The sequence below is a fragment of the Methylocaldum sp. GT1BB genome (genome assembly GCF_051027545.1).
GTDB lineage: Bacteria > Pseudomonadota > Gammaproteobacteria > Methylococcales > Methylococcaceae > Methylocaldum.
On sequence record NZ_CP194902.1, the window covers coordinates 2228251 to 2252596 of the forward strand.

At 58.2% G+C, this 24346-nt stretch carries 19 protein-coding genes; 9 read left to right on the plus strand and 10 right to left on the minus strand.

What is annotated here, in order from left to right:
- The first annotated feature begins 661 nt into the window (after positions 1–661).
- Both ACR2TX_RS11275 and ACR2TX_RS11280 read left to right on the plus strand, forming a co-directional pair.
- Positions 662–4717: a tetratricopeptide repeat protein gene (locus ACR2TX_RS11275; protein WP_077727865.1), complete on the plus strand. Its 4056-nt coding sequence runs from the start codon at positions 662–664 to the stop codon at positions 4715–4717.
- Between the two features lie 79 nt (positions 4718–4796).
- Complete coding sequence (locus ACR2TX_RS11280; RefSeq protein WP_077727866.1) at positions 4797–5732, plus strand: hypothetical protein; 936 nt, start codon at positions 4797–4799, stop codon at positions 5730–5732.
- On the opposite strand, the gene ACR2TX_RS11285 is transcribed toward ACR2TX_RS11280, so the two are convergent.
- The 5 genes from ACR2TX_RS11285 to ACR2TX_RS11305 form a co-directional block, all read right to left on the minus strand.
- Positions 5646–6503: an EAL domain-containing protein gene (locus ACR2TX_RS11285; protein WP_434132176.1), complete on the minus strand. Its 858-nt coding sequence runs from the start codon at positions 6501–6503 to the stop codon at positions 5646–5648. The genes ACR2TX_RS11280 and ACR2TX_RS11285 overlap by 87 nt on opposite strands.
- A 243-nt stretch (positions 6504–6746) precedes the next feature.
- Positions 6747–7790, minus strand: a complete 1044-nt coding sequence (locus ACR2TX_RS11290; protein WP_077727868.1) for a sulfate ABC transporter substrate-binding protein — start codon at positions 7788–7790, stop codon at positions 6747–6749.
- A gap of 14 nt (positions 7791–7804) precedes the next feature.
- Complete coding sequence (locus tag ACR2TX_RS11295; RefSeq protein ID WP_086134948.1) at positions 7805–9376, minus strand: OprO/OprP family phosphate-selective porin; 1572 nt, start codon at positions 9374–9376, stop codon at positions 7805–7807.
- A 140-nt stretch (positions 9377–9516) separates the two neighbouring features.
- Positions 9517–9708, minus strand: a complete 192-nt coding sequence (locus tag ACR2TX_RS11300) for a YezD family protein (protein WP_077727870.1) — start codon at positions 9706–9708, stop codon at positions 9517–9519.
- Between the two features lie 299 nt (positions 9709–10007).
- Entirely contained in the window at positions 10008–10358 is a 351-nt protein-coding gene (locus ACR2TX_RS11305) for a hypothetical protein (RefSeq protein ID WP_143735027.1), read from the minus strand.
- A gap of 345 nt (positions 10359–10703) precedes the next feature.
- On the opposite strand from ACR2TX_RS11305, the gene ACR2TX_RS11310 reads away from it, so the two are divergent.
- The 5 genes from ACR2TX_RS11310 (at position 10704) to ACR2TX_RS11330 (ending at position 17501) form a co-directional block, all read left to right on the plus strand.
- A complete protein-coding gene (locus ACR2TX_RS11310; protein ID WP_434132179.1) occupies positions 10704–11990 on the plus strand; it encodes an oligosaccharide flippase family protein in 1287 nt (428 codons plus the stop codon).
- Between the two features lie 116 nt (positions 11991–12106).
- Entirely contained in the window at positions 12107–13552 is a 1446-nt protein-coding gene (locus ACR2TX_RS11315) for a sensor histidine kinase (RefSeq protein ID WP_434132182.1), read from the plus strand.
- A gap of 7 nt (positions 13553–13559) precedes the next feature.
- Complete coding sequence (locus tag ACR2TX_RS11320) at positions 13560–14954, plus strand: sigma-54-dependent transcriptional regulator (RefSeq protein WP_077727874.1); 1395 nt, start codon at positions 13560–13562, stop codon at positions 14952–14954.
- A gap of 480 nt (positions 14955–15434) precedes the next feature.
- Positions 15435–17105 (plus strand): SulP family inorganic anion transporter, encoded by a 1671-nt coding sequence (locus ACR2TX_RS11325; RefSeq protein WP_077727875.1) that lies wholly within the window; start codon positions 15435–15437, stop codon positions 17103–17105.
- Between the two features lie 12 nt (positions 17106–17117).
- On the plus strand, positions 17118–17501 hold the full coding sequence (locus ACR2TX_RS11330; RefSeq protein ID WP_077727876.1) for a hypothetical protein: 384 nt from the start codon (positions 17118–17120) through the stop codon (positions 17499–17501).
- A gap of 177 nt (positions 17502–17678) precedes the next feature.
- Here ACR2TX_RS11330 and ACR2TX_RS11335 read toward each other — a convergent pair whose 3' ends face one another.
- Positions 17679–19565: a PhoX family protein gene (locus ACR2TX_RS11335; RefSeq protein ID WP_168175304.1), complete on the minus strand. Its 1887-nt coding sequence runs from the start codon at positions 19563–19565 to the stop codon at positions 17679–17681.
- Positions 19566–19818: 253 nt separating this feature from the next.
- On the opposite strand from ACR2TX_RS11335, the gene ACR2TX_RS11340 reads away from it, so the two are divergent.
- Complete coding sequence (locus ACR2TX_RS11340; protein WP_434132185.1) at positions 19819–20511, plus strand: VPLPA-CTERM sorting domain-containing protein; 693 nt, start codon at positions 19819–19821, stop codon at positions 20509–20511.
- A gap of 105 nt (positions 20512–20616) precedes the next feature.
- Complete coding sequence (locus ACR2TX_RS11345; RefSeq protein ID WP_276205317.1) at positions 20617–20748, plus strand: hypothetical protein; 132 nt, start codon at positions 20617–20619, stop codon at positions 20746–20748.
- On the opposite strand, the gene nadD is transcribed toward ACR2TX_RS11345, so the two are convergent.
- The 4 genes from nadD to lptE all read right to left on the minus strand — a co-directional run bounded on the left by nadD (position 20739) and on the right by lptE (position 24344).
- Complete coding sequence (nadD, locus tag ACR2TX_RS11350; RefSeq protein WP_077727880.1) at positions 20739–21368, minus strand: nicotinate-nucleotide adenylyltransferase; 630 nt, start codon at positions 21366–21368, stop codon at positions 20739–20741. The two genes, ACR2TX_RS11345 and nadD, sit on opposite strands and share 10 nt — an antisense overlap.
- Positions 21369–21479: 111 nt before the next feature.
- Positions 21480–22742, minus strand: a complete 1263-nt coding sequence (locus ACR2TX_RS11355) for a glutamate-5-semialdehyde dehydrogenase (RefSeq protein WP_077727881.1) — start codon at positions 22740–22742, stop codon at positions 21480–21482.
- A 49-nt stretch (positions 22743–22791) separates the two neighbouring features.
- The gene (holA, locus tag ACR2TX_RS11360; RefSeq protein ID WP_077727882.1) at positions 22792–23823 is read right to left on the minus strand and encodes a DNA polymerase III subunit delta; all 1032 of its coding nucleotides are present in this window, start codon (positions 23821–23823) and stop codon (positions 22792–22794) included.
- On the minus strand, positions 23820–24344 hold the full coding sequence (lptE, locus tag ACR2TX_RS11365) for an LPS assembly lipoprotein LptE (RefSeq protein ID WP_077727883.1): 525 nt from the start codon (positions 24342–24344) through the stop codon (positions 23820–23822). Before lptE ends, holA begins: the two co-directional genes overlap by 4 nt.
- Positions 24345–24346 lie beyond the last annotated feature (2 nt).

The window sequence follows — 24346 nt, forward strand, 5'->3', positions numbered from 1 at the left end:
ATCGGATTCATCGTATTGGACAGCCAGCGGTAAAGTATGGCTATAATCGGATAGGCAGTCGGCTGGACACGGGCTGTCGGTACGAGTGGATGAGGGTAGCGGTGTCGGCTATCCAAGAAGAGGAGGTCAAATAATGAAAAGCTTGTCGATCTTAAGGACGATGACTGTGGGGAAGACTTCGGTTGGAGCAGTAGGCAGGCCAAGGAGGAAAAGGAAAGTACTGTCGATTCTCGATCTACCGCTGGCGGGGCTGCCGCCTATCGCAGCCGCCATACTCCTCGCCCGCGATGCCTCTCGCGGCGTCTCATCATTACCATTCTTATTCTCCGGGCGGGCACGCAATGTGCTGCCTCAGCGCACGCCCCCTGCCGCTGCGCGTCCGGTTTCCGGGGACTTTTGCCGGGCGGCGCCTCATGGATCGATTGCCAGCGTCCGGCGACGATCCCCCCGGCGATCTTGTATGACTTCAGCGCTCGGGATTCAGTGAAGTCCATCTCTGCGCTTGCGCATCCGCGGCGGCTAGCCGTCGCGGATGCGCAAGCGAATGACAACGGCCGGATTGCCGTTGGCTTTTCATCGCTGTGTGATGCTTGCTGTATCCGCGCGGTGAATCCGGCTCCGTTGCTCGATACGAATTCAAACTAAGAAGAGTCAGCGTGTGATGTTAGGGAACTGTCATTTCTTCGGCCCGTCGGCCGCAAGCCTCATCTTCGAACGTGTATTGCTCAGCCTGATCGCCCTCGTATTCGCGGCCGCAGTTACAGCAGAGGAGTCGACTTCCGAATCCGCCGACACGGTTTTGAACCGTGCCGATGCGCTCTATTCCGAGAAGAAGTATGAAGACGCTCGCCGCGAGTACGAGCGGGCGATCGCGATCGATAAAGGCTCGGTGGCGGCTTGGCGGGGGCTCGCTTGGAGCTATTGGGCGCTGGGCGAGAAGACGCGTGCTTATAAAATCTGGACGGATCTTTTCGCGGCCTTTCCCGACGATGTGTCGATTCTGTTGGCTTTGGGCAAGGCCTGTGAGCAGGATCGCCATTGGGACCGGGCGCTTGATTATTATTCGCGGGTAATGAAAAACGATCCGGAAGAGGAACAGGCTCATCTCGGAAGGGCGCGGATTTTTTTGGCCCAGCGAGCGTATAAGCCTGCCGAGCGGGAGATTCGGGCCGTGATGAAGCGTGCTCCTGCGGATGCCGCAGTGAGCTCGCTTCTTGCCGATGCCTTGATAGGCCAGCAGCGGTACAAAGACGCCGAGGAGATCTTGAGACCCTTGGTAAAGGCGGAACCGGTGCCGGCAAACCAGCGGCGTCTTGGCCACACCCTGGCCGAGCTCGGCCGATATGAGGAAGCGGCCGAATATTACAGAAAATGTCTTCAGATTCAGCGTGACGATGATTTGGTCGCGGGTTGGCGTCAGTTGGGCTCAAAGCTTAGGCGGCTCGGACAGCATCAGCGGGCCTATGAGATTTGGCGCGGTCTTTTGAAGGATTTTCCGGGCGACGTACCGACTCTTTTGGCGTTCGGCCGGGCTAGCGAGCAGGACCAGCTTTTGTCTCAGGCGCTCGATTATTACGCGCAGGTGGTGCAAAAAGCACCGGGGGACGAAGCGGCGCACCTCGGCAGAGCAAGGATTTTCTCGGCGCAGAAGGATTATGCTTCGGCCGAGCGAGAGATCAGGTCCATCCTGGATCGCTCGCCCGAGAATGTGGAAGCCAAACTGGCTCTCGTCGAGAACTTGACCTCTACCGGAAATCGGAAGGAGGCGGAGGCCATTTTACGATCGCTGGTGGAACTTGATCACGCCCCCGAGCATTTGCGCCGCCTAGGCACCCTATTGGCCGATCTCGGGAGAAATGAGGAGTCGATTGCCTATCTGAAACAGAGTCTGCAGGCTTCGCCCGACGATTATCTGGCGACATTGGGTCTTGCCCACGCGTATTGGAATGAGCATCGGTACGATGAAGCCGTCGAAGTCCTGAAACGCTATTTGGCAGCCCATCCCGAGAAGGATGTCGCCCGCGCGAGGCTCGCCGAGCACTATACCGCGCTCGGTAATTGGGAGCGGGCGGAGTCGGAGTGGAGATTCCTCGTTGCCAAGCATCCGGAAGACAGTAAATGGACAATCAGGCTTGCTCGGCTTCTGGTTTGGGCAGGGCGTCATGAGGACGCGGTACGGCTCGCCAAGCAGGTCCTCGAGCAAGAACCGGACAATGTAAATGCCTTAGGCCTGATTGCAGATGATGCCGTCTACTCCGGAGACACCGAGGCTGGCGTTCGCTGGCTTACGCGGCTGACCGCCGTCGCGCCATCTCCGGACCGGTTGATCCAGCTCGGAAATCTGCATCTTGAACTGGCTGGGCGCCTCGACAAAGAGGGTAAGCAGGAGGCTTCTGCCATTCATTACGCGGTGGCGCTTCAGGAATTCGAGCATGCCGTGGCACTGGATCCGATCAAGAGCGGAGGGCCGATAGAGCTCATAGAGGCAAAACGTTTGCGGGGACAGATCGCCGAGGCCGTCGAGCTCGCCGAACAGCTTCATGCGAAGTATCCGAATTCTGGCCGTACGCTCCATCAGCTGGTCAATGCGTATTGGGGGCAGGGCGATTTTTCTGCCGCGCGCGATATGCTTGAAGTGATGGAACCGCTATATCCGGGCAAAGTCACCCTACAGCAGAATCTGGCCAAGTTGACGTTTTATAGCGGCGAACAGGGCCGCGCATTGGAGGCGCTGAACGCACTTTATGAAAACACCGAATCGCCGAGCATTCCGGTTCTTCTCTATCACGGTATCACCGGCTCGAATCGAGAGGATACGGTGCCACAGAGGCAATTCCGAGACCAGCTGATCGCGCTCAAGAAGGAAGGTTATCAATCCATCACCATGGATCAGCTTCTCGATTTTCTCGAGAAAAAAGATGTGAATCTGCCCCCTAAACCGATACTCATCACCTTCGATGATGCTCGCTCGGACAGTTTTCGGAATGCGGATCCGGTTCTCGCGGAGACCGGATTCAAGGCAACGATGTTCGTGCCGGTGGCGGATGTTGCCACCCGCGGCGCCTATACCGTCGCCTGGCCGGAAATCAGGCGCTACTTTGCGACGGGACGTTGGGATATGCAATGTCACAGTACCGAAGGACAGCACTATGTGCCCGTCGATAAGGACGGCCATTTGGGAAGGTTTCTGGTCAACCGAATGTGGCTGGACGGGGAGGGCCGACTGGAAACCTATGAGGAGTACGCCGCTCGGATCGAAGCGGATTATCGCGACTGCCGGGATGTTCTGAGTCGGGAAGTGCCGGGTTCGAAGATTATCGCCTTTTCGTTTCCCTACAGCGACCAAGGACATAAATCGCTGTCCAATGAGCCTGCCGCTTTCAAGCTCAACCGGGAGCTTCCGGAAAAATATTTTCGGATGGCCTTTCACGTGGAGAATGACTATCTCCTGACCAGGAATTCTCCTCGATTCTATCTCCCACGGTTTGAAGTTCCGCGCGAGTACACCGGAAACGATCTTGTTGCGCGCTTGAAGGCCATTGATCCTATCGCATCGACCTCTAATGAGTTGGCGTTGCTTTACGCCAGTGCGGGCCGATATTCGCAAGCCATGGAGATCTTCGATCGGTTAGGGCGGGAAGGGGCGATGGACGATGCGGAACTGCTCGTCAGGACGGGAAAAGTGCTTCGGTGGAGCGGAGATCATGCGGGTGCTCGCGAGCGTTTGGAGAAGGCGGCGGTTCTTCGTCCGAATGACCCGGTGATTCGCTACGAGCTAGCCGAGCTAGACCGCCGTCTCAGACCCATTATGCAAATCGAGGGACTGTACTTTGAAGACAACTCGGATCGGTCGTACTTCAGCATTGCGCCATCCGTGAATTACGGTATTTCGGACAGACTTTCCTTCTGGGGCTATTACAGATACATCGATTTCGATCAGACCGTCGATTTGAGGCCGTCAGGAACGGGCGGAGCGCCGGTGGAAACGGACTTTCAGGCGGTAGGCCACCAATTCGAGGGCAAACTGCGGTATGAGCTGAACGAGCTGGGGCCGCGTTCGGCGATCGCATTTTCGGCGGGGGCTGCCGGTTTCTCGAGCCGATCGTCTCCCGCCGGTTCCCCAGACTCCTCTCCGACCTACCCGTTGGGCTCGATTCATTTCAATACCGGCATAGGCGATAACGTCGATTTCTCGATCGGAGCCGATCACAGCTATGTCAACACGGCGGGCGCCATAGCCAACCATATCTCGTTTTTCAGGGCCGTAGGCGGATTCAAGCTCAGGGCCTTGGATACGCTCAGCTTAGCGGCCAACCATTATTTCTTCTCTTATAGCGATAACAACGAGCGTAACCGGACTGAAGTTCTTATCGAAAACAGGTTTTGGAAAGATCCGGACTTTAGCATAGGCGCACAGTTCACCTTCGACGATACGCGTAAAATGAGCGACTTGTTCTGGACACCGGACAACTATTTCGGATTGATGGCGCCTTTCAGCTTAAGAACCCGGCTCGGCGATGCCGTCTCCGCAGAGGTCACCGTGGCTCCGGGTGTTGGCAAAGAAGCCGGCACCGATTTTAGTTTTCAGCTGAGTGCGGGTGGCAGTGTCAAATGGAACGTGGCCGACAACTTTAGTTTGTATGTAACGGCTTCGAGGTACGAGGCTGCGACCTATTCTAACTTTGCTGCCATCGCCGGCGCCTTGATCGAGTTTTGACACTCATTCCGACGGGCTGTATCTGAAGGATTTTTATCGGCTTCAAGGGACAATTGACTAGGAATAGGATCAATCAGACATGGACGCAGTGAGCTTGTTCAAACCTTTAACCATGTTCGTTGCCGCGGTCGGGATGATTGCTGCACCTTCGGCCTCGGGATTTTCGGACGGATTCGATAGCGATGTCGTGCTTTATGAGACGGCCGACATGAGCGACAGTAACGACAACGATTGGTGGCTGAACTCCGGGGCCTATTTCTACCGGTCAGGCGGAATAGGAATGACCGTGCAGGGAAAGCTTGCCGACGATGATCAGTGGCGGTTGCTGTATGCCACGACCAATCCGGTCGATACCGATGATGGGTATCGGCCACAAAATATATTCCGCCTAGTCACACGATCGAAATTCAAGAATTTTACTCAACAAGTCTATTTCAATATCGAGCGGATCAATGCGTCGGGTAGTCCGAATCGGAACGAATCCAATGGAGTATTGTTTTTTCATCGATATCAGAACGGCGATAATCTGTATTACGCCGGAATACGTGTCGATGGTTATGCGGTAATCAAGAAAAAGCTCAACGGGAAATACTATACGCTGAAAACCGTAGGGATCTATCAGGGGGGATATGACCGCGTTTCTAAACCCAATCTTATTCCTACCAACCAATGGATTGGTTTGAGAACGGTTATATCGGACAATGCTGCCGGCAATGTCATCATTGCGCTTTATCTGAATGATCCTCTACTCGGGGCCGACTGGACCAAGGTGCTCGAGGTCGAAGATACGGGCTCCCCGGTCGCTCCGCTTCTGAACGAGGGTTATGCAGGCATCCGTACCGATTTCATGGATATCCGATTCGATCATTACGAGGCGATCGAGAAACAGGATATGGCCGACGCCGTCCACCGCAACGAGAGCACGACGCTATTCCGTGCAATCGGCGAGGCTCCGCTCCACCCCCCGAACGGCATTCCGTTCGTAGTAGCTTCCTTTGACCAAATCGGCCTGTAGCAGCTTCGCCACATCGGCATCGGCCTCGCTGTTGACGCCCTCGATCAATAACTGCGTATCAAGGCGGCGAACAGCCGACAGCAGGGAAGAGCGCCGTCGGTAATTCTCGGCATCGCGGGCCAATTTCGGGAAAAATCGGGTGTCGAACCGCACGAAATCTGGCGTGAAGCGGTAGAGGAATTCGATGCAATACCGTTCGAGGAAGCTTTCGCCTGCGCGGTCGTCGAATTTGATCGCGGTCGAGTAGCCGCGGTCGCGGTAGTTTCTCAGCCTTTCGAGCAACAGAATCAGATGGCGGTCGTAGATCGGGCTGACTTGCAGCGTGATGACCACGCGGCGGGTCGAGAGGCCGCAGCGTCGGATGATCTCTTCGAAATAAGCGCCATGGTCCCGTTTCACGGCGAGGACATGGCGCGGGTGCACGTGCAGGAACAGGTGTCCGTCCTGGTGGGCGACCGGCAGGTAATTGAGCATGTGAACCGTGCGGGTCAGGCGGTCGAGGTTCACGATGTTGAGAGCTTCATCCGCGGCCGAGCCGTGAAGCGGCCGATTCGAACCATTCGTCTCGTCCGGTATGAACGAGGATGCGTCGTGGCCGATTACCAGCGACGGCGATTCGGCAAGCCGCACCGGCTGGAGAATACTGCCGACATGCAGATCCCCGAGATATCCTTCGACCCGCGTACCTTTAAGCCGGAGCGGCGGACTGTTAAGTCCTTGCTCTTCGGTGAAGCGCTGATTGAAATATTCCACGAGTTGTCGCAGAGGCATGGGAAAGCTCCTTTGCATAAGGAAGCTCTGAACAAGTGGATTCCGTTCATGGTTCGACAAGCTCAGGACAGGCCTGTCGAAGGACTTAATCAGAGATTCCATAAAGTAACCACAGAGGCGGCAGACGGTCCCGGTCTGCCAGCGGGTTTAAGGCTCCCGCGGTCGGCAAGTAGGTCTGGAATCCTTTCCCGACGCTGTTGTCGGCAAGGGATTGCCGACCTACTCAGGCAAACCGGAAAACGCTTAGCGTCCTGAGCCGTAAATCTGATCGAACACGCCACCGTCCGAGAAATGTGTCTTTTGGGCTTTGTTCCAGTCGCCGAAAACGTCGGAGATCCTGAACAGTTCGATCTTTTTGAATTGATTGCCGTATTTGGCCAGGATCTCCGGATCGCCGGGCCGATAGAAATGCTTTGCGGCGAGATCCTGGCCCTCCTTGCTGTAGAGATATTCCAGATAGGCTGTTGCGAGCTCTTCCGTGCCGTGGCGCTTGGCCACCTTATCCACCACCGTAACCGGCGGTTCGGCCAGAATGCTGAGGGACGGCGTGACGATCTCGAACTTCTGTCTGCCGTATTCCGTGCTGCTGGATCGGCTGTATTCCTTGAGTATCAAATGGGCTTCGTTTTCCCAGGTGACCAGTACGTCGCCGATTTCCCGCTCGGCGAACGTAACGGTCGAGCCGCGCGCTCCCGTGTCCAATACCGCCGCATTCTTGTAGATCTTCTGCACCAGGTCCTTGGCGGCTGCCTCGTTTCCGTGCTTTTTCAGTCCGTAGCCCCAGGCGGCGAGATAGATCCAGCGGGCGCCGCCCGATGTTTTCGGATTGGGCGTGACCACCGAAACGCCGGGCTTGGCGAGGTCGTCCCAGTCCTTGATGCCCTTGGGATTTCCCTCGCGCACCAGGAACACCATGGTGGAGGTATAGGGGGCGCTGTTATTGGGCAGACGCGACTGCCAGTTTTCCGGAATCAGCTTGGCTTTTTGATACAACTGGTCGATGTCGTAAGCCAGGGCCAGCGTCACCACGTCCGCGTCCAGCCCGTCGATTACCGCGCGAGCCTGCTTGCCGCCGCCGCCGTGGGATTGTTTGACGGTAACCGTGTCCCCGGTCTTCTCGCGCCAGTACTTGGCGAAGGCCGCGTTGTATTCTTCGTAAAACTCGCGGGTGGGGTCGTAGGAGACATTAAGCAGGCTGACGGCGGCGGCTTCGGTGGTGGACGAAGCGGCCAAGGCCATGCCGAGCAGAGCGGTGTTCAAGGTGTTTCTTAAATTTTTGAGTGTCATGAGGCTGGCTCCTTTTAATAAGAGAACTGGAATCGGGTGAAAAAGATCTTTTCGGTGGGCCGGTCGCCGTTGCCGGCTGCGCCGCCGTCGAAATGGGTCTGCTCGTAATCGGCCATGACTTTTACGTTATTGTTCAAATACCAGTTCAAGCCCAGCGCCCAGGAGGTCGCCTTGCTGACGGATTGGGCCGGGTTGGCGAAAAAGAGCGTGCTGGTCGCACGCGGATCGAAATCGCGAAAGGTATCGTCATCAACATCCAGCTCGCTCCAACGTCCCGCGACTTGCCACGCGCCCCATTGGCCGTTGAACGGATTAAACGCATGGCGGGGCTTTACGCCGTTGAAGCTGCTGTCCTCGCCGGTCAGGACATAGGAGAGCGCCACCTGCCAAGCGGTATTGTCCTGCCTCGTCTTCGCATTGATGGTAGGGCCGGTGATTGTGGATCGGCGGAGTTCCTGAGATGAGATGGCATATTCGCTGAGCAGTCCGAACGGTCCCCAATACCAGTACAGCTGCGGGTAGACCCGATAGTGATAGCCGTTTACCGAGGTGGCCGTGGCCGTGCTGTTGGCTTCGCTATACCTCAGGATTCTTTGCTGTCCGGGGCTGGTAAGTCCGGGGATGCTTGTTTCGTTGCGCGGGTGTCCCCAACTGCCGGCAACGCCGAGACCGAGTCCTTCCAAAGGTCCGATGCCGCTGTGCTGGAAGGGATGGGCGAACACCCGTCCTTGAAACTCGAAATCGTCATTCAAATCGGTGTCGATGAATCCATTGTCGCGAGCGCCATTGAATACGCCCAACTGATAGGTGATGAAGTCGTTGAAATTGTGCGGACCGCCATACTGGGTGGTGTAGCCGGGTTTGGCGAATTCGCCGTGCAGCAGAACGCCGACGTCACGGTTCGGTGCCAATTGCGTGGGGTAAGCGCGTTCGGCGAAGGTCAATGCGGTGGCCGACTGCAAACGCTCCAAGCTGATCGGCGCTTTTTGTTTGCCTACGTTGAGACTGGCGAAAGGCAAGTAATGGAGATCCAGGTAGGCGTCGAAGAGCCGGGATTGACCTCCGCCGAAGTCAGGCGCAATGCGGAAGTCGGCGTATTTGAACAAGGTGCCGTCGAAGTTCAAGCGTGCTCGGCGGATGGTGAACTTGTCCGCGATGGCATCGCCCGAGGAATCGTCCATGAAGATATTGCCGTCGGCCTGGACGTAGCCGCGTAACCTGAGTTGGTGGTCCCCATCCGGCGAGGTGATTCTGAAACCGGCGGAACCGGCTTCTACCCGCGGCGTTTTCTTGGCGTTGGCTTCGGTGACCTCGTGTTCGACTTCCAGTTTGCGTTCCAAAATTTTCACCTTTTGATCGAGCGCTTTCACGTCCGGCTCGGATGCCGTTGATGTGGATGCGGGCTTCTTCGAACGCAGCTTCTGGTTTTCCGCCTCTGAGGCTTCGAGTCGTCTTTCGAGTTCCAGGATGTGGCGTTCCAGCTTTTCGAAACGCTGTTCGGCAGTAATGGCCGAAGCTTCGGGTGCGAACCCCAGCCAGGCGCTGCCCACCCCCGCCGCCCACAGTAAAGACCATCGGTTTTGCATGATCGTGACCCCTTATCACATTCAGGCAGTTCCGGTGATCCGGTCAGCGTGCCGAGTCGTATTTTTCTTGTTGAACCTCCGGTGAACCGGTGGGCTGATTTCGATAATGGAAAAAAGAATGTGTACTGCTGATCGCTGTCTTAGTCCGCGGACGCGGCGGGACAGGCGAGATTGAGGCGAAGCTTTTCCTTGCGTTCGATCTGGACGATGCGTCCGTCATGCACGATGATCTCGACCGAGCCAAAACGTAGCCCCTGCAAGGCTTCCAGGATCTTTTGGGTTGTCAGCGATGTTTGTGAAGCTTGATAAGGCAAACGGTTGTTGAGCGTCATAGCGCAAGCCTTGGCTATTTTCCTGTTTAGTCTTTATCCTACGGTTCCGCGTTCGGGCGCCTTGATTCCGTGTGCTTTGTGAGGGACAAGGCCATGCTTCCGAATCGTCGTTGGAGGCATGTTAACAGCGAAGGTTAAAACTAAAAAGAATAAAAGATATAAAACTTATAACTAATTATAATAATAATAAAATCCAAGCTGTACGGCGGCAGTCGAGGCAGGCATGTGAGGAAATGAGGCAAGCAGACGGAACAAAGAGCCGAACGTTTCCGGCGAATAGATCGGCCGCGAGGTTTTGATTATTTGTTTGATCGCTCCTTCATCTCGGTACCTTGTTCCATAAGTTTTTGGATATGTTCCTGCATCATATCCGGATCGTGCGGGGACGTCCGAATCTGGAGGAGTTTGAGGTGCTCCAATTTGAGACGCTCCCGCTCCTCGTCAGTCTTGGCATCTCGAATCTGGTGCATCAGGTCGTGCATTTTCAATAGATACTCTTGCCGCTCTTTCAGACGTTTTATCTGTTGTTCTCCTCCCTGGATTTCAGGCGAACGCGCCTGCGGTCGAGCCGGTTTTTCTTCCGCCGGAAGGAGTGGATTCAAGACGCACAAGCCCAGGATAATCGCCAGGGCTTTTCCTGTCTGTTTCATGATCATGCTCCGTTTTTCGGGGATGTCGGCGTCGTTTCATCACGTCTTCCTGACTTAGACGGCGCCGAAACGGCGCGATTCGATTTTGACGAATGTTTGAAAAAGTTCTTTTAGGGAAAACTTGGGAAGGCCCCGATGATTTTGTCGAATGTCGAATAATTATCGAGCCGACACTGGCATAATAGAAACCTGGAGACCATGCGCCAAGGCGGCTCTTTTAGGGCAGTCGATTGCCGAATTTCATCAGTCGGTCATAAAACAAGCAAAACATCCACATCGATGACCAAGAACAAAATCGGCTCGAACGGATTGGCCGGAACTCCACGATAACCCACACTCGCATTCATGCTGACTCAGTCCTTATCGCGCGCTGATTATTCCGGCTCTCTGATCTTGTGCGTTCTTGCGTTGGTGAATTATCTGCTGTTTTACGTGATCAATATCACGCTGGCGCGCAACCTTTCGGTTCGGGATTTCGACGATTTCAGCGTAGCGCTGTCCGCCATCACCATTTTGTCCACCGTGGCCACGCTCGGACTCGACAAGTACGCATTGCGCTGCATTCCGGTTTATCGGGAGAGAGGAGATTGGACGCGCAGCTTGGGGTTTTGGACCTTTTCCCTGCGTACGATCGTACTTTTCAGCCTACTCCTCGCCTTCATTGGGTTGATGCTCGGCATCGCCTCGGGAGCGAATTCTCCCATCGCCCTGGTCATTCTCGTCCTGTTCTTGCCCGCCATCGCCCCCGCCTTGTTTCTGGTCGAGGTGGTTACGGCGAACGGCAGGCAAATCGAGGCGGTCATGATCTACCGCTTGCTTTTGCCGACCAGCTTTCTTTTTTTCGTCTACCTGATTTTTCTATTCGATTTGCCGATGACGGCGGTCGGCGTCGCCTGCGGTTATGGCTTGGCCTGGCTATGGACCCTGAGTGCGATACACCAGTTGGCCCGGCTCACGATGCCGGAAGATACGTGGCGGGCTCGGCCCGACTTTTTGAGGGCCAAATGGGTGCGGCGGGCGGTGCCGCTGTTGCTGAACAGTTGGATGTTGAGCGTGATGGCCGGATCGGGAGTGATCGTCTTGGAACTGCTCTATCCGTCCGAGGCGATCGTGGGCACCTATGCCGTCGCCGCGCAGACCGGCACCTTCATCGTGCTTCTGGCCAATACGGCGAACCGGTTTTATCTGCCGCTGACGTCGATGTTCATGGAGCGCGCGGACGGCTTGTCCTTGCGGCGTTTGATGCGGCACAGGCTAATGGTGGTGGGCGGGCTGGCGATCGCTTTTCTGACCGTCGTCGTGGTGCTCGGACAAACCATTCTCGATTGGTTCGGCCCCAATTTCAGCCATGGCTACGAAGCGCTGTGCGTGCTTGCGGTGGGCGCCTCGGTCAACGCCATTTTCTCGGATTCGCCCTATTACCTACAGTTTATGAAGCAGAGCCGCAGCGTATTCGTTTCCACCAGTTATGCGGTAGTCATCAATCTGGTACTCGGTTTTTATCTGTCCGAGCGATTCGGCGCGGTGGGCGCGGCTTACGGCTACTCCTTGTCGATGTGCTTTCTGTTTGTCCTCTTGCGTTATCAGACGCGTCGACACTTGAATGCCGTTGGCGGACAGATCGCTTTTTGAAGCGAGCCTCGCTCTCTGGGCTAGAATACGCAGCCTGAACGACCGGCTGCCGCCGAATCATGGGCCGGGGGACAGAATCAGAGCATGGGTATCTTCGCGCCTTTGAGAATCAGACCGTGAAACCATTTTCCTATCGCTATGCCCAAGTAAGGGGCTGGGCGCTGCTCGGCCTTTTGCTGTTGGTGCTCGTCCTCCTCGGCGGCATGATTTGGCGCAACCTGGAGCGGTTTGAAACCGTGCGCGCCTACGTCGGCTACACCCATCATATTCAGGAGGTCGCATTCAAGTTGCAGGACGCGCTGACGGGGTACTTTACGACCGGGTCAAACCGCCGCTTGCATGCGCAACAGCTTTCCGAGCTTTCCACCCGGCTTGCGGAACTGGCGCGGCATGATTATCACGTCGCGGCCGATACGCCGAACAAACTGACCGAAGTCAGCGGACTGATCGTCGAAATCAGCCGGGAGCGCTTGCCTCCGGAGAGCCAGGAAGCGCTCTTGCTGCGCGCACTCAAAATAACCAGCGCCATGCTGGACCAAGAGACACTGGAGCGGGAAAGATTGGTGGAGGAGATCGGCCAGGCGACCCGTACCGAAATCTCGCTGGTATTCGGAGTACTGGCGGCCATTCTGCTGTTCGGGGGAGTGTTCTTCCGCCGCCAAATCCTGGCGCCGCTGAACAACCTCAAGGAACTGCTGCTGCGCCTCGCCCACGAAGATTTCACGCCGATCGAAACCGCGCGGATCGACCCGCTCTTGCTGCCGGTGTTCAATAGCTATAACGATATGGTCAAGCGTCTGGCCGAACTGGAGGAAGTCAAGCGCCACCACGCGGAATCCCTCGAAGCGGAGGTGCGCGCGGCCACGCGGGCCTTGCTGGAGCAACAGGCCAGTCTGTCCCGTACCGAACGATTGGCGGCGGTCGGCGAGCTGGCGGCCGGTATCGCCCACGAATTGCGCAACCCTCTCGCCGGCATCCAGATGACCTGCGTCAATCTCCGCAACGAGATCGACGATACCGAACAGGCGGAGAGAGTCGATTTGATCATCGCCGAGCTGAAGCGGATGGGACGGCTCCTCAACGAACTGCTCGATAATGGCCGACATACCCCGGCGCCCGTTGCCGAATGCGACGTCGGCGTGTTGATCCGCGAATTGGTGACACTGACCCGTTATCAGATCCAGCCCAACATCAGGCTCGATTGGAGCGCATCGAACGATTTGGTCTGCCGGCTGCCGGGATGCCGTCTGCGCCAGACCTTGCTCAATCTGATTCTGAACTCGGCGCAGGCTATCGGAGATCAAAACGGAACGATAGAAATTTGTGCCTGTCGAGGGGATGACCACGTTCTCCTCACGGTGACCGACGATGGGCCTGGGTTTCCCGAGGAGATCCTGCAAACCGGCATTCGTCCTTTCGCAACCGGGCGGCCCGGCGGTACCGGCCTCGGGCTGGCCATGGTTCAGCGGTTCACGCGCGATCTGGGCGGGCAGCTGGATATTTCGAATGTCGAGCCCCGTGGAGCTCGGGTGAGTTTAACGCTTCCTTGTCAATGGGTCTGAGTTTGCCGTGCTGAATACCTTGCTGATCATCGAAGACGAGGCCTTGTTCGGTTCCGAACTGACGCGCCACTATCGCAAGGCGGGTTGGGAAGTGGAATGGGCCAAAGACCTCAAGGATGCGAAGGAGTTGCTGCTGGAACAGGGATTCGAGCCGATCTTGATCCTGTCCGACATGAATCTGCCGGACGGCAACGCTCTGGATTTCATGGAATCGCTTCAAGGGCAGATCGCCAATACCGAATGGCTGCTGCTCACCGGGTACGGGAGCGTGCCGGATTCGGTGCGGGCTTTGCGCCTGGGTGCGTACGACTTCCTCGAAAAACCGTGCGAGATGTCGCGGCTCGACTTGGTGATCGCCGCCGCCGCCCGCAGCGCCCAGGCCCAAAAGCGCCTGGCGCAGCAAGTCCGCCAGCGCTATCGCCGTTATTCGCCGGAAGCCTATGTCGGCAAGAGCCGGGCGGCGCAGCGGGTGCGCGAGATGTTGACGCGCTTGACCCAAGTGCCTTTCAGCGCCTTGATCATCGGCGGCGAAACCGGCACCGGCAAGGGCCTTGCGGCCCGCATCCTGCATTATGGCGGGAAACGGGCGGAAAACCCGTTGATCGAACTCAATTGCGCGGCGCTGCCGCGCGAGCTCCTGGAATCCGAATTGTTCGGGCACGAGGCCGGTGCGTTCACGGGCGCCCTGTCACGGCACCGGGGATTGATCGAACAGGCCGAAGGCGGCACCTTGTTTCTCGACGAGATTGGCGAGATGGCTCCGGATCTTCAGTCCAAGCTCCTCAAGGCGATCGAGGACCGGAAAATCCGCCGGCTGGGCTCGGAGAAGGAAATCTCGGTCGATGTGCAAATCCTCGCGGCAAGCCATAGGGATCTGGAGGACATGGTCAAGCGCGGCGAATTCCGCGGCGATCTTTACCATCGCTTGAGCGTGTTCAAGCTCACCCTGCCGCCCCTCAGGGACATCAAGGAGGATTTGGAGGATTTGGTGGAGCTTTTCGTGGCCGAGTTCAACGCCAAGGCCGGCAAGCACGTCAAGGTGGTTCCGGAAGCGGCCTGGGCGGAATTGCGGGCGCACGACTGGCCCGGCAATGTACGGGAATTGCGGAACGTCATCGAGCGCTGCGTGCTATTTGCCGAGGGGCCGCTGTTGCCGGTCGAATGGTTGCAGCTGCGCCGGCACGGCGAAAAAGGAATGCCGGGCATCGATGCCGCGAGCGCGGACGGATTGTTCATTCCGCTCGACGGAAGCATGGCGTTGGACGATATGGATTGCTACATCATCCGAACCACCCTGGAGCGCCACGACGGCAACGTCACCGCCGCCGCCCGCGCCCTCGGCACGACCCGCGAAACGCTGCGCTATCGCATCCGGAAGTACGGGTTGAAAGAATCGAGCTGATCCGGCTATCGGCTTTCAGCACCGGCACGAGGCTAACGCGTCCCAGTGCCGGTACAGGACATCGCATTTTTGACTGGTTTTCGTTCCGTTTCCGGTTTCTGCTGGCCGGTTTGCCGGAGCACTCTAAGTTCGATTGTACGGTGAGGGAGCCGACGTAGTGCCGGCTTTCGGCAAGCGTCTTGAATCCCTCTCGATTCCCCTGTGCAAAAGAGGGCGGGCGGAATGGTTTTCATCCCGCCCGTTGCCGTGTCCGCACAAGCATGATGAAAACTCTCGCCCCGAACGACTGGGAGAAGTTCATTCGGTGACCCGGATGCGGTTCAAATACACCGCCTAAGCGGGTGGTCTTGAACCAGTCCACACTCAAATACCTCGCCAAATAAGTCATTTATATGAAAAATCAATAAGATAGAATTTTTCTGCATCTGGCATGGAAGTCGCTTCACCGGACTCGGTTAATGCAGTTTTGTGAGTGCGACTATGGTTTCGATCCAAGCTTTGCGCCGGGTGCCCCGAACCGGTCTGCCGGGGCTTAGAGACCATTGGCGATCGGATCTCGTATCCGGCTTTTTGGTGTTTCTCATCGCTTTGCCTCTGTGCCTCGGCATCGCCATGGCCTCCGGATTTCCGCCCATGGCGGGGATCATCAGTGCCGTGATCGGCGGGGTTGTGGTGTCCAGGATCAACGGCTCTCACGTCACCGTCAACGGTCCCGCCGCCGGACTCATCGTAGTGATCCTCTCGGCGGTCCAATCCTTGGGCCAAGGCGATGCCATGGCGGGTTACCGCTACACTCTCGCCGCCATTGTGATGGCCAGCGTTCTGCAAATTCTCATGGGCCTCTTGAAAGCCGGGAAGCTCAACGCCTATTTCCCGGCCGCGGTAGTGCACGGCATGCTGGCCGCCATCGGGATCATCATTATGGCCAAGCAAATCCACGTGATGCTCGGAGTGAAACCGGAAGACGGCGAAATACTCTCCGCGATCGCCGGGATTCCGTGCAGCGTGATGGCCGCCAACCCTGAAATCGCCCTGATCGGATTGCTGGGGCTGGTTATTTTGATGATCTGGTCGTGGGTCAGAAATCCGTATCTCAGGATGATCCCGGCCCCCCTGATCGTCATCGTCGTCGGCATGGCCCTGGGCCGGTATTTCGACCTGGAGCACGAACATGTCTTCCTGTTCCTGCCGCACCACGAGTACACGATAGGGCCGAGGTTCCTGGTCTCGATTCCGGAAGACGTTCTGGCGAGCTTTTACTTTCCGGACTTTTCGAAGATCGCGACGGTCGAGTTCTGGGGAGCCGTGATGTCGATCGGCCTGATCGGAAGCCTCGAATCGCTCCTGAGCGCCACGGCCGTTGACAAGCTCGATCCTTACAAGCGCCGTTCGGACCTGAACCGGGATTTGACCGCGGTAGGCGTGGGGAACCTGCTGTCCGGACTGATCGGCGGGCTCCCGATGATCGCCGAGATCGTCCGTTCGTCGGCGAATATCAACAACGGGGCGAAGACCGGCTGGGCCAACTTTTTTCACGGCCTCCTGCTGGGCCTCTTCGTGGTGTTTTTTCCCCATGTCATCCATGAGATTCCGCTGGCGTCTTTGGCGGCGCTTCTGGTGTACACCGGCTTTCGCCTGGCTTCGCCCCGCCAGTTCGCCAAGACCATGGACATCGGCAAGGAACAGTTGGCGCTCTTCTGCGTCACGATTGTGGGCATTCTGACGACCGATCTATTGGTGGGGGTTGCAATCGGCATTGCCGCCAAGCTGATGATCCACATCTTTCGCGGCGTGGAACTCAAGCACCTGGCCAGGCTCGATTATGCGTTGAAGCAAACATCGCGCGACACTTATCACATCAGGATCGGCGGCTCCGCGATCTTCTCCAATTTTCTGGCGCTCAAGCGCGTGGCGGCGGAATTGCCCGTCGGTCAGACAGTGATCTTCGATCTGGCGGATGCTTACCTCATCGACCACACGGTGATGGAGTTCCTCGACCAGTTCCGCCGCGACTATCGCGACCGCGGCGGCGAATGCCATCTTGCCGGTCTCGAAAACCACGAACCCTACGCCGACCATCCCTTGGCCGCACGGCGAAGGCGGCGGCCCATGGGGCGCCGGATCGTCTTCAAGATCGTCAAGAGCAGCTGATCCGGGAACGAAATGACCGCCATACCCCTCGCTCCGCTATCGATTCCGTTGGTCCGGTTCGCCGAGCCTCTTACCAAGGCGCTGGAAACCGAATACCAGGCCGAACGCATCATCGCGGCGCTGCGCCGCTGTCCTCAACGCAGGATCGAATTGGATTTCACCGGGCTTACCGATGCCAGTTTGGCGTTCTGCGACGAATTTTTCCGGCTTGCGGAGCGCGAACTTCCGGAAACCTGGCTGGTGCCCCGGCATTACGTTCACCCGTATCCGTGTCTGGTTCACGAACTGGTGAGCCGTTTGGAGCGATTGCGTGAAAAGACCTGGATCAAAGGGTGCGAATCGTTCATGACCGGAGCGGATCCCGGTCAGCGAGGTCATCGAACTTCCGCTGTTTGAGGCTCCGATGCTCGTAAGCGCCCGCCCTAGAGTTTTTCCCCGCGGTTTAGCGGTGCGGATTGGGAAATGCGTGGGTCGGCAATCCTTTGCCGACAAAGCCCTCGTCGACCCAGTGTGTCGGCAAAGCATTGCCGACCTACTGCCGCACCGACCGGAAAAACGCTCCGATTGCGTCTCTTATTTCAACGCGGGCAATGCGCCTTTGCGAGTGCCGATGTAACCGATCACCGCGCGATGCAGGGCGTGCCACTTCTCGTTCAGCTTCGCGATCACGAGATCCTTGTCGTGCCCTGTGTAGTTTTTATTTACTTCCTCGCCGGCGTGCTGGAAATTGCTCATGATGTAGGAAAAGCCGTGGGCATTTTCCACGATCTGTAAACCGGCCGCTTCCGCGCCCATCGGCGTGGAAAGGATGCGCGCCAAGCGGCGATTGTCGACGTTGTAGGCCCAGACGTAGTTATTGTTGCGGCGGCTGGTGTCTTCGCCGATAAAAAGCGTGCGGCTCGCGGGCGAAAACTTGAGATTGTCCGGTCCGCAAACCTTGTCCTGCTCGCAGCGGTTGCCTTCGGCATCCTTTCTGTCTTCGCCGTTGTCATTCTTGCCCAGCCACCCGCCCAGGAGTTCCGGCACGGATCTCATGGCGGACGCCACGAAGCGGCTATCGATTCCGGCTTCATGGCCGTCGGTCAGCTTGAGCTCGTAAACCGCCCCGCCGTCGTTTTGAGGCAGGCGAATATCGCCGGTGCCGTCGGCCATGCCTTTTTCGATACGCGAGATGGCGACATACGCCTTGCGTCCGCTCGGATCGTGGGCGACGCCTTCCATTTTGGAGAATTCGGTCGTGGCTCCGAGATAGGCCGCGTAACGGCGGGTTTCCAGAAAAGCCGCGGCTTTTTCCATATGGGGCTTGAGCCGCAGCCATTCGGTGCCGGTGTAGGTGGTGACTTTCTTGTAGCCATGCTCATGGGGGTCGGTATTGCTGGCGTCGAATATGTCGGCGAACTTGATGCCGTTATCGACCAGGGCCCTGATTTCGGCATCCGCGGCCGAGCCCAGCTTGATCCAGGTCAGCTTCGCCGCTCCTCCTTTCGACGCCGTGGTTTGTTTCCATTTGGCGGCGTAAAGCGTGCCTGACGACAGATCCTCGGGGTGGTCGGCGATGAACATGAACAGCCCGGTATTGACGCCGTCGTCGCCCATGTAAGCCGTGCGCCGGTCGGGCATTATTTCGGCCAATTCCCGCGAAAACCGGCCCAGGACGTAGTGCTTGACGGCCGATGCGGTTCCGTTGGCGTCGATCTTTACCTCCGGCACCAAACCATAGTGATAGGCATTGGCGTGTGCGGCATCGCCGAAGTAATACCGGCTGAACGAGTCGATGTCTGTGGTGTCGTCGCTGTCCTCGGTCTTGGCGCCGCCGCCGCGAACCTTGGCGTCCGGTTCGTATTCTTCGCTGCCGAGATGCGTGTTCCAGGGCGAAAGCGAGGCGGCGCAGGCTATCCAAAGGCCGTTCATGCTGCCGAAGCTGATGTTGTGGTAATCCGCAACCGTCAGGGCGCCGGTGGATTTGTTTTGATCGAGCTTGGCAAAGCTCGCGGTCGCCGGCAGCTTGCTCCAGAAGCGTCCCGATTGCCCGGCGGGCGGCAGTTCCTTGTATTCGTACTGGGTGACCAGGGCCAGGGCTTCGTTTCGAAGAGGATCGTGGGCCTTCATGCCCGGTATCGCCATCAGGGAGTTGCCGTCCGGCGAATCCGAGGCGATTTGTCCGTAGGTGTCGGCCAGCGGGTGATCATGGTAGTCGTACAAGCCGCCCACGGTATGCCCGGCGATCGAATCGGCGGTGCCCATCAGTTCGTGATAACTCAGATCGTAAGTCCGGCTCTTGCCGTTCCGGTAAATCACTTTCATCCGGGCTTTGCTGTAAATGTCCGTTTTCTCGTCGGCGGTGACGGGAGCAGGCATCCCGATGAATTCGACCGATTTGACGGTTGGGGCGGCGTCGGCCGAACCGGCGAAAGTCAGCAGCGAGAGCGCTGACGAAACGGCTACGGTGAAAGCGTTCATTCTTGGCATTATTCGAAAAATATTTAACCCTAGTCGACGAATGTTAAATTCTTGTGACAATACGCCGAACAGGTGAGGCATTTGCCCTATGGTCCAGGCATTTCCCGCAAAAGGCGCGCCATAATCCGTTTGCGCATGCGATTTCTGGCTGATCCGGTATGTGGAATGAAACGTGCTTGTAACAATCGGCGGCTTGCTTCGGCAAGCCGTCTGATTCGCCTTTTTAACCGACTGATTAGGGAGTAGATTGCTCATGAAGACATTTATCGGTGTGATCACAGGGATTCTTTTCTTTTTCGGCGGGACTGCCGCGCAGGCCGCCCTGCTGGAAGGCCAATCGGTTTATTTCCAGTTTGCGGACGAGGACCTGGATTACTTCGGGACACCGTCCATCGACGGCGATACCCTGAGCTTCGCCTTTTCCGATCGTTCTGCCGCCTCGGCTTCCCAGCGCCTAAGGGAAACCATGGAATTTCAGGTCATCGCCAAGGACGGATTTCTGATCAATCAGTTTCACTTGGCCGAGGGCGGCGACTACGCACTCGCCGGAAAGAACAGCAGCGCTTCGGCCAGCAGTCGGCTCCGGCTCGACGACTTTACCAACGACGAACTGTTCCGCGACTCGGGTGAAAAATCCTTCCGCCTCGGCGGCAGCGGCGGCGAAAAGGCGGGCAGCTGGACCACGCTGTTCGAGCAGTCGATCGCCCGGAGCGAAGAACTGGACGTCCTCTTGACGACGATGCTGGGGGCCGTTCCGGTGGGCAGTCAGGGTGAAGCCTGGATCGATCTGAACGCGATCCGCGTGACCATCGGCGCGGTTCTGTCCGGCGGCGAACCGGCCCCGGTGCCTTTGCCCGCGGCCGTGTGGCTCTTGGCCTCCGGACTCGCCGGTTTGAGCGGCGTGGCGGCCGCCAAGAAGCGCCGCAGCGTGCTTTTACACGCATAACAAACATCATCGGCCGATAAGCGCCGCGTGTATCTTGGGTACCGGAGGAATTCGGCCAAAAGTAGCGCGGGCCGGGCCCATTCCGCTCTTGGCCGCGATGCGGGAATGCATCGCAAGATCCACACGCCGACCGAGGCAAAGGGATTGGACCTGCGGTCGCTTTCGTTCGATATGCTTGAAATCATCCTTGCTCGCGCCTGCGGACGCGCGGGACTGCCGTTTCTGGGCTACCGGTAAAGTGCTTCGCTTTGGATGAATCGCCGGACCGGCTCGGGAATCAAATAACGGGCGCTCTTGCCGGTTTTTACGGCTTCCCTGATGCGGGTCGCCGAAATATCGAGCTGGGTGACCTCGACGAAATGGATTGCTCCCGCCGGCTGAGGGCGTATGGCACCTGGCTGTTCGGTACGGCGTTCTGCGATGCGCGATGCCAAATCGCCCGCAAAATCGGGCGCCGCGCCCGGCCGTTGCATGACGACGATATGGGCGAGATCGAACAGCTCCCGCCAGCGGTGCCAGCGGGGAAAGCCGAGGAAGGCATCCAGCCCGACGATCAGGCACAACGGCCGAGCGCCGATCTCCGCTCGAATGGACGCAAGCGTATCCACCATGTAGGACGGCCCGGGCCGGTCTAGTTCCCGTGTATCGATACGGAAGCCGGGCTCGGCGTCGTGCAGGGCCAGCTCCAGCATCTTAAGGCGATGATCGGGTTCGGCCTCCGGCGCAGCGCGGTGGGGCGGCAAACGGCAGGGGACGAAGCGGACCTCGTCCAGTTCGACCGCTTCTTTGACTTCCAGGGCCGTCCGCAGGTGGCCGTAGTGGATGGGATCGAAGGTTCCGCCGTATATGCCGATCATGAGCGCTCTTGGGGGGAGAGGCCGTAGCAGTAGGTCGGGAACCCTTTCCCGACATATTCGTCGGCAAAGGATTGCCGACCTACGATACTAATCCGCCCTACGTGTTGCAAGTCAGGCGCGGATATGCCCATCGCCCAGAACGATGAATTTCTGGGTGGTCAATCCTTCCAGTCCTACCGGGCCGCGGGCGTGCAGCTTGTCGGTGCTGATGCCGATTTCGGCGCCCAAGCCGTATTCGTAACCGTCGGCGAACCGGGTGGAGGCGTTGACCATTACCGAGCTGGAATCCACTTCCCGGAGAAAACGGCGCGCGCGGGTGTAGTCCTCGGTCACGATGGCGTCCGTGTGTTGCGATCCGTGCCGATTGATATGATCCAGCGCCTCGTCGAGGCCCTCGACCACGCGGATGGACAGGATGGGCGCGAGATATTCGGTGTCCCAGTCTTCCGCGGTTGCCGGCGTACAGTCCGGCAAGATTTGCACGGTTCTAGGGCAGCCGCGGAGCTCCACGCCCTTTTCCCGAAAGAGGTGCGCCAGGTCCGGAAGGAGAACGGGCGCAATCGGGGCAGCGATCAGCAAGGTTTCCATCGCATTGCAGACACCGAAGCGCTGGGTCTTGGCATTCAGAGCAATCTTGATGGCCTTGTCGAAATCGCAGCGGTCGTCGATGTAGACGTGGCAGATGCCGTCCAGGTGTTTGATGACCGGGATGCGGGATTCTTCCGTGATGCGCTCGATGAGGCTCTTGCCGCCGCGCGGCACGATCACGTCCACGTGGCGTTCCATGCGGATCAGCTCGCCGACCGCCGCCCGGTCGGTGGTTTCGATCAGTTGCACGGCGTCGCGGGGCAGTCCCGCTTGCTCAAGACCGTCCCGTATGCAGTCGGCGATGGCCTTGTTGGAATGTATGGCTTCGGACCCGCCCCGCAGGATGCAGGCGTTGCCGGATTTGAGGCAAAGCGCCGCGGCGTCCGCGGTCACGTTGGGGCGGGACTCGTAGATGATCCCGATGACGCCCAAAGGCACCCGCATCCGGCCGACCTGAATGCCGGAGGGTCTATAGGTGAGGCCGGTGATTTCGCCCACCGGATCGGAAAGCGCGGCCACTTCGCGTAGACCTTGAGCCATGGCGTCTATGCGCTTTTCGGTGAGGTCCAGCCGGTCGAGCATCGCGCCGTCGAGTCCCCTCTGCCGGCCGACTTCGAGATCCTTGTGATTCTCCGCCATCAACACCTGCGCATCGCTTTTCAGCGCGTCGGCGATGGCCAGGAGAGCGCTGTTCTTTGCGGCAGTCTCCGCACGGCTCATCGAGCGGGCGGCCTCGCGAGCCTGCTCGCCCACCCTAAGCATGTAAGTTTGAAGGTCGTTTAACATGGGTCGTTCAAGGAAAGGTGAATAATCGAAAGCGGTGAGCTATGAAACGTCAATGAGGCTTCGCCGTAATGCGTGTTCCCGAAGGTGCCGTGAGGCTTACGCAGACGGACAACAGTTCTTCCCAGGGGTCGCCCGTTTCCATGCCTTTGATCACTCTGTCAGCCTTGGCGCTGAGCAAGAGGGTCCGGTGAATGCTGTCGCGGTTCAGGCGCTGCAGTGCCTGGAGCACGGCCGATTTTCGTTTGTCCCACACTTGGCATTTCGCCAATGCCGATTCGGTCGGGGTGCCTTGGGCGACCAGAGCCATGATGTTGCCGATCAGGCGAACGTCGCGGGTGAGCGCCCATAGCGCGACCGCAGGCGCCACGCCTTCCGCCTTGAGTCCCGTGAGTACGCGGTAGGCTTTCTGAGTGTGACCGCGCAAGACTTCCTCGGCCAGATCGAAAACATCGTAACGGGCGCTGTCGGCGACGGCCTTGACGATCTGGTCGTCGTCGATCTTGCCCTTGCCGTACAAGATGTGCAATTTTTCGATTTCCTGGGCGGCCGCCAGCAAATTGCCTTCGACGCGGGCGGCCAATATGCGGATGCCCGAGCGGTCGGCCAACAGACCTTTCGCGTTCAAGCGCCGGTCGAGCCAGCGCAGCAATTGCTCGCCCTCCAGGGGCCAGACCTGGACCACCACGCCGATGCGGTCGATGGCCTGGTACCAGCGGCTTTTTTGTTCGGCGCCCCCGATTTTCGCGCTGCTGACGATGAGGACTGCGTCTTCCGCGGGCCGCTCGGCATAACGCGCCAGGGCTGCCGCCGCCGCTTTGTCCGGCTTCGCGGGAAGGCGCAGGTCCAAAATGCGCTTTTCGCCGAAGAGAGAAAACGAATCGGCGGCCTCCTGCAAGCTGCCCCAGTCGAAGCCGGTATCGGCGTAGAACAATTCACGGCTGCCGTACCCGGCGGCACGCGCCGCCTGCCGTATCGCGTCGGCCGCTTCCGCAAGCTGCAGGGGCTCGTCTCCGCTCAGGAAATAAACCGGAGCCAGACGCTTCTTCAGTTGCTCTCCCAGCTGCTCGGCGGATAGTTTCACGACTTGTCCGCAGGCGGGCGGCTCAGTGCGTAAGCGACTCGGCGAAACAGGAGTTGGGCGGCCTCGCGCTGCATCTCCTGTTGGATTTGGTATTCCTCCTGGGTTTGACTGAGCGGGGAGGTCTGATCGTTGAAATAATCCCGTTTCAGCTCGAGCTCCTGGCGCGGCAGCAGTATCTCGCCCTGTGGCGTCGAGACCTCGTAGACGACCCGATAGCTCAAATCGAACAGGTTGGCCCGGCCTTGCTTGCTCAGACCGATCGGGCGGCGGTCCTGTCTCGCCTGGACGATGTGGATCACCGCGCCGGCCTGGTTGGGAGCCGCCGCGAGGTTGCCCCCGGAATAAGACAAAATCTGCGAAAACTCCTGAACGAACAGGTCTCCGCGCCCCAAACCGTCGATGTAGAAGGTTTTAGCGACCATCGTGGCCGGCAAGCTGCCGCGGAGATGGAATCCGCAAGCCGAGAGCAATAGGGCGAAAATTGCCGAAACCGCCGCTTTTGCGAGAGACCGTCTTGTCATTG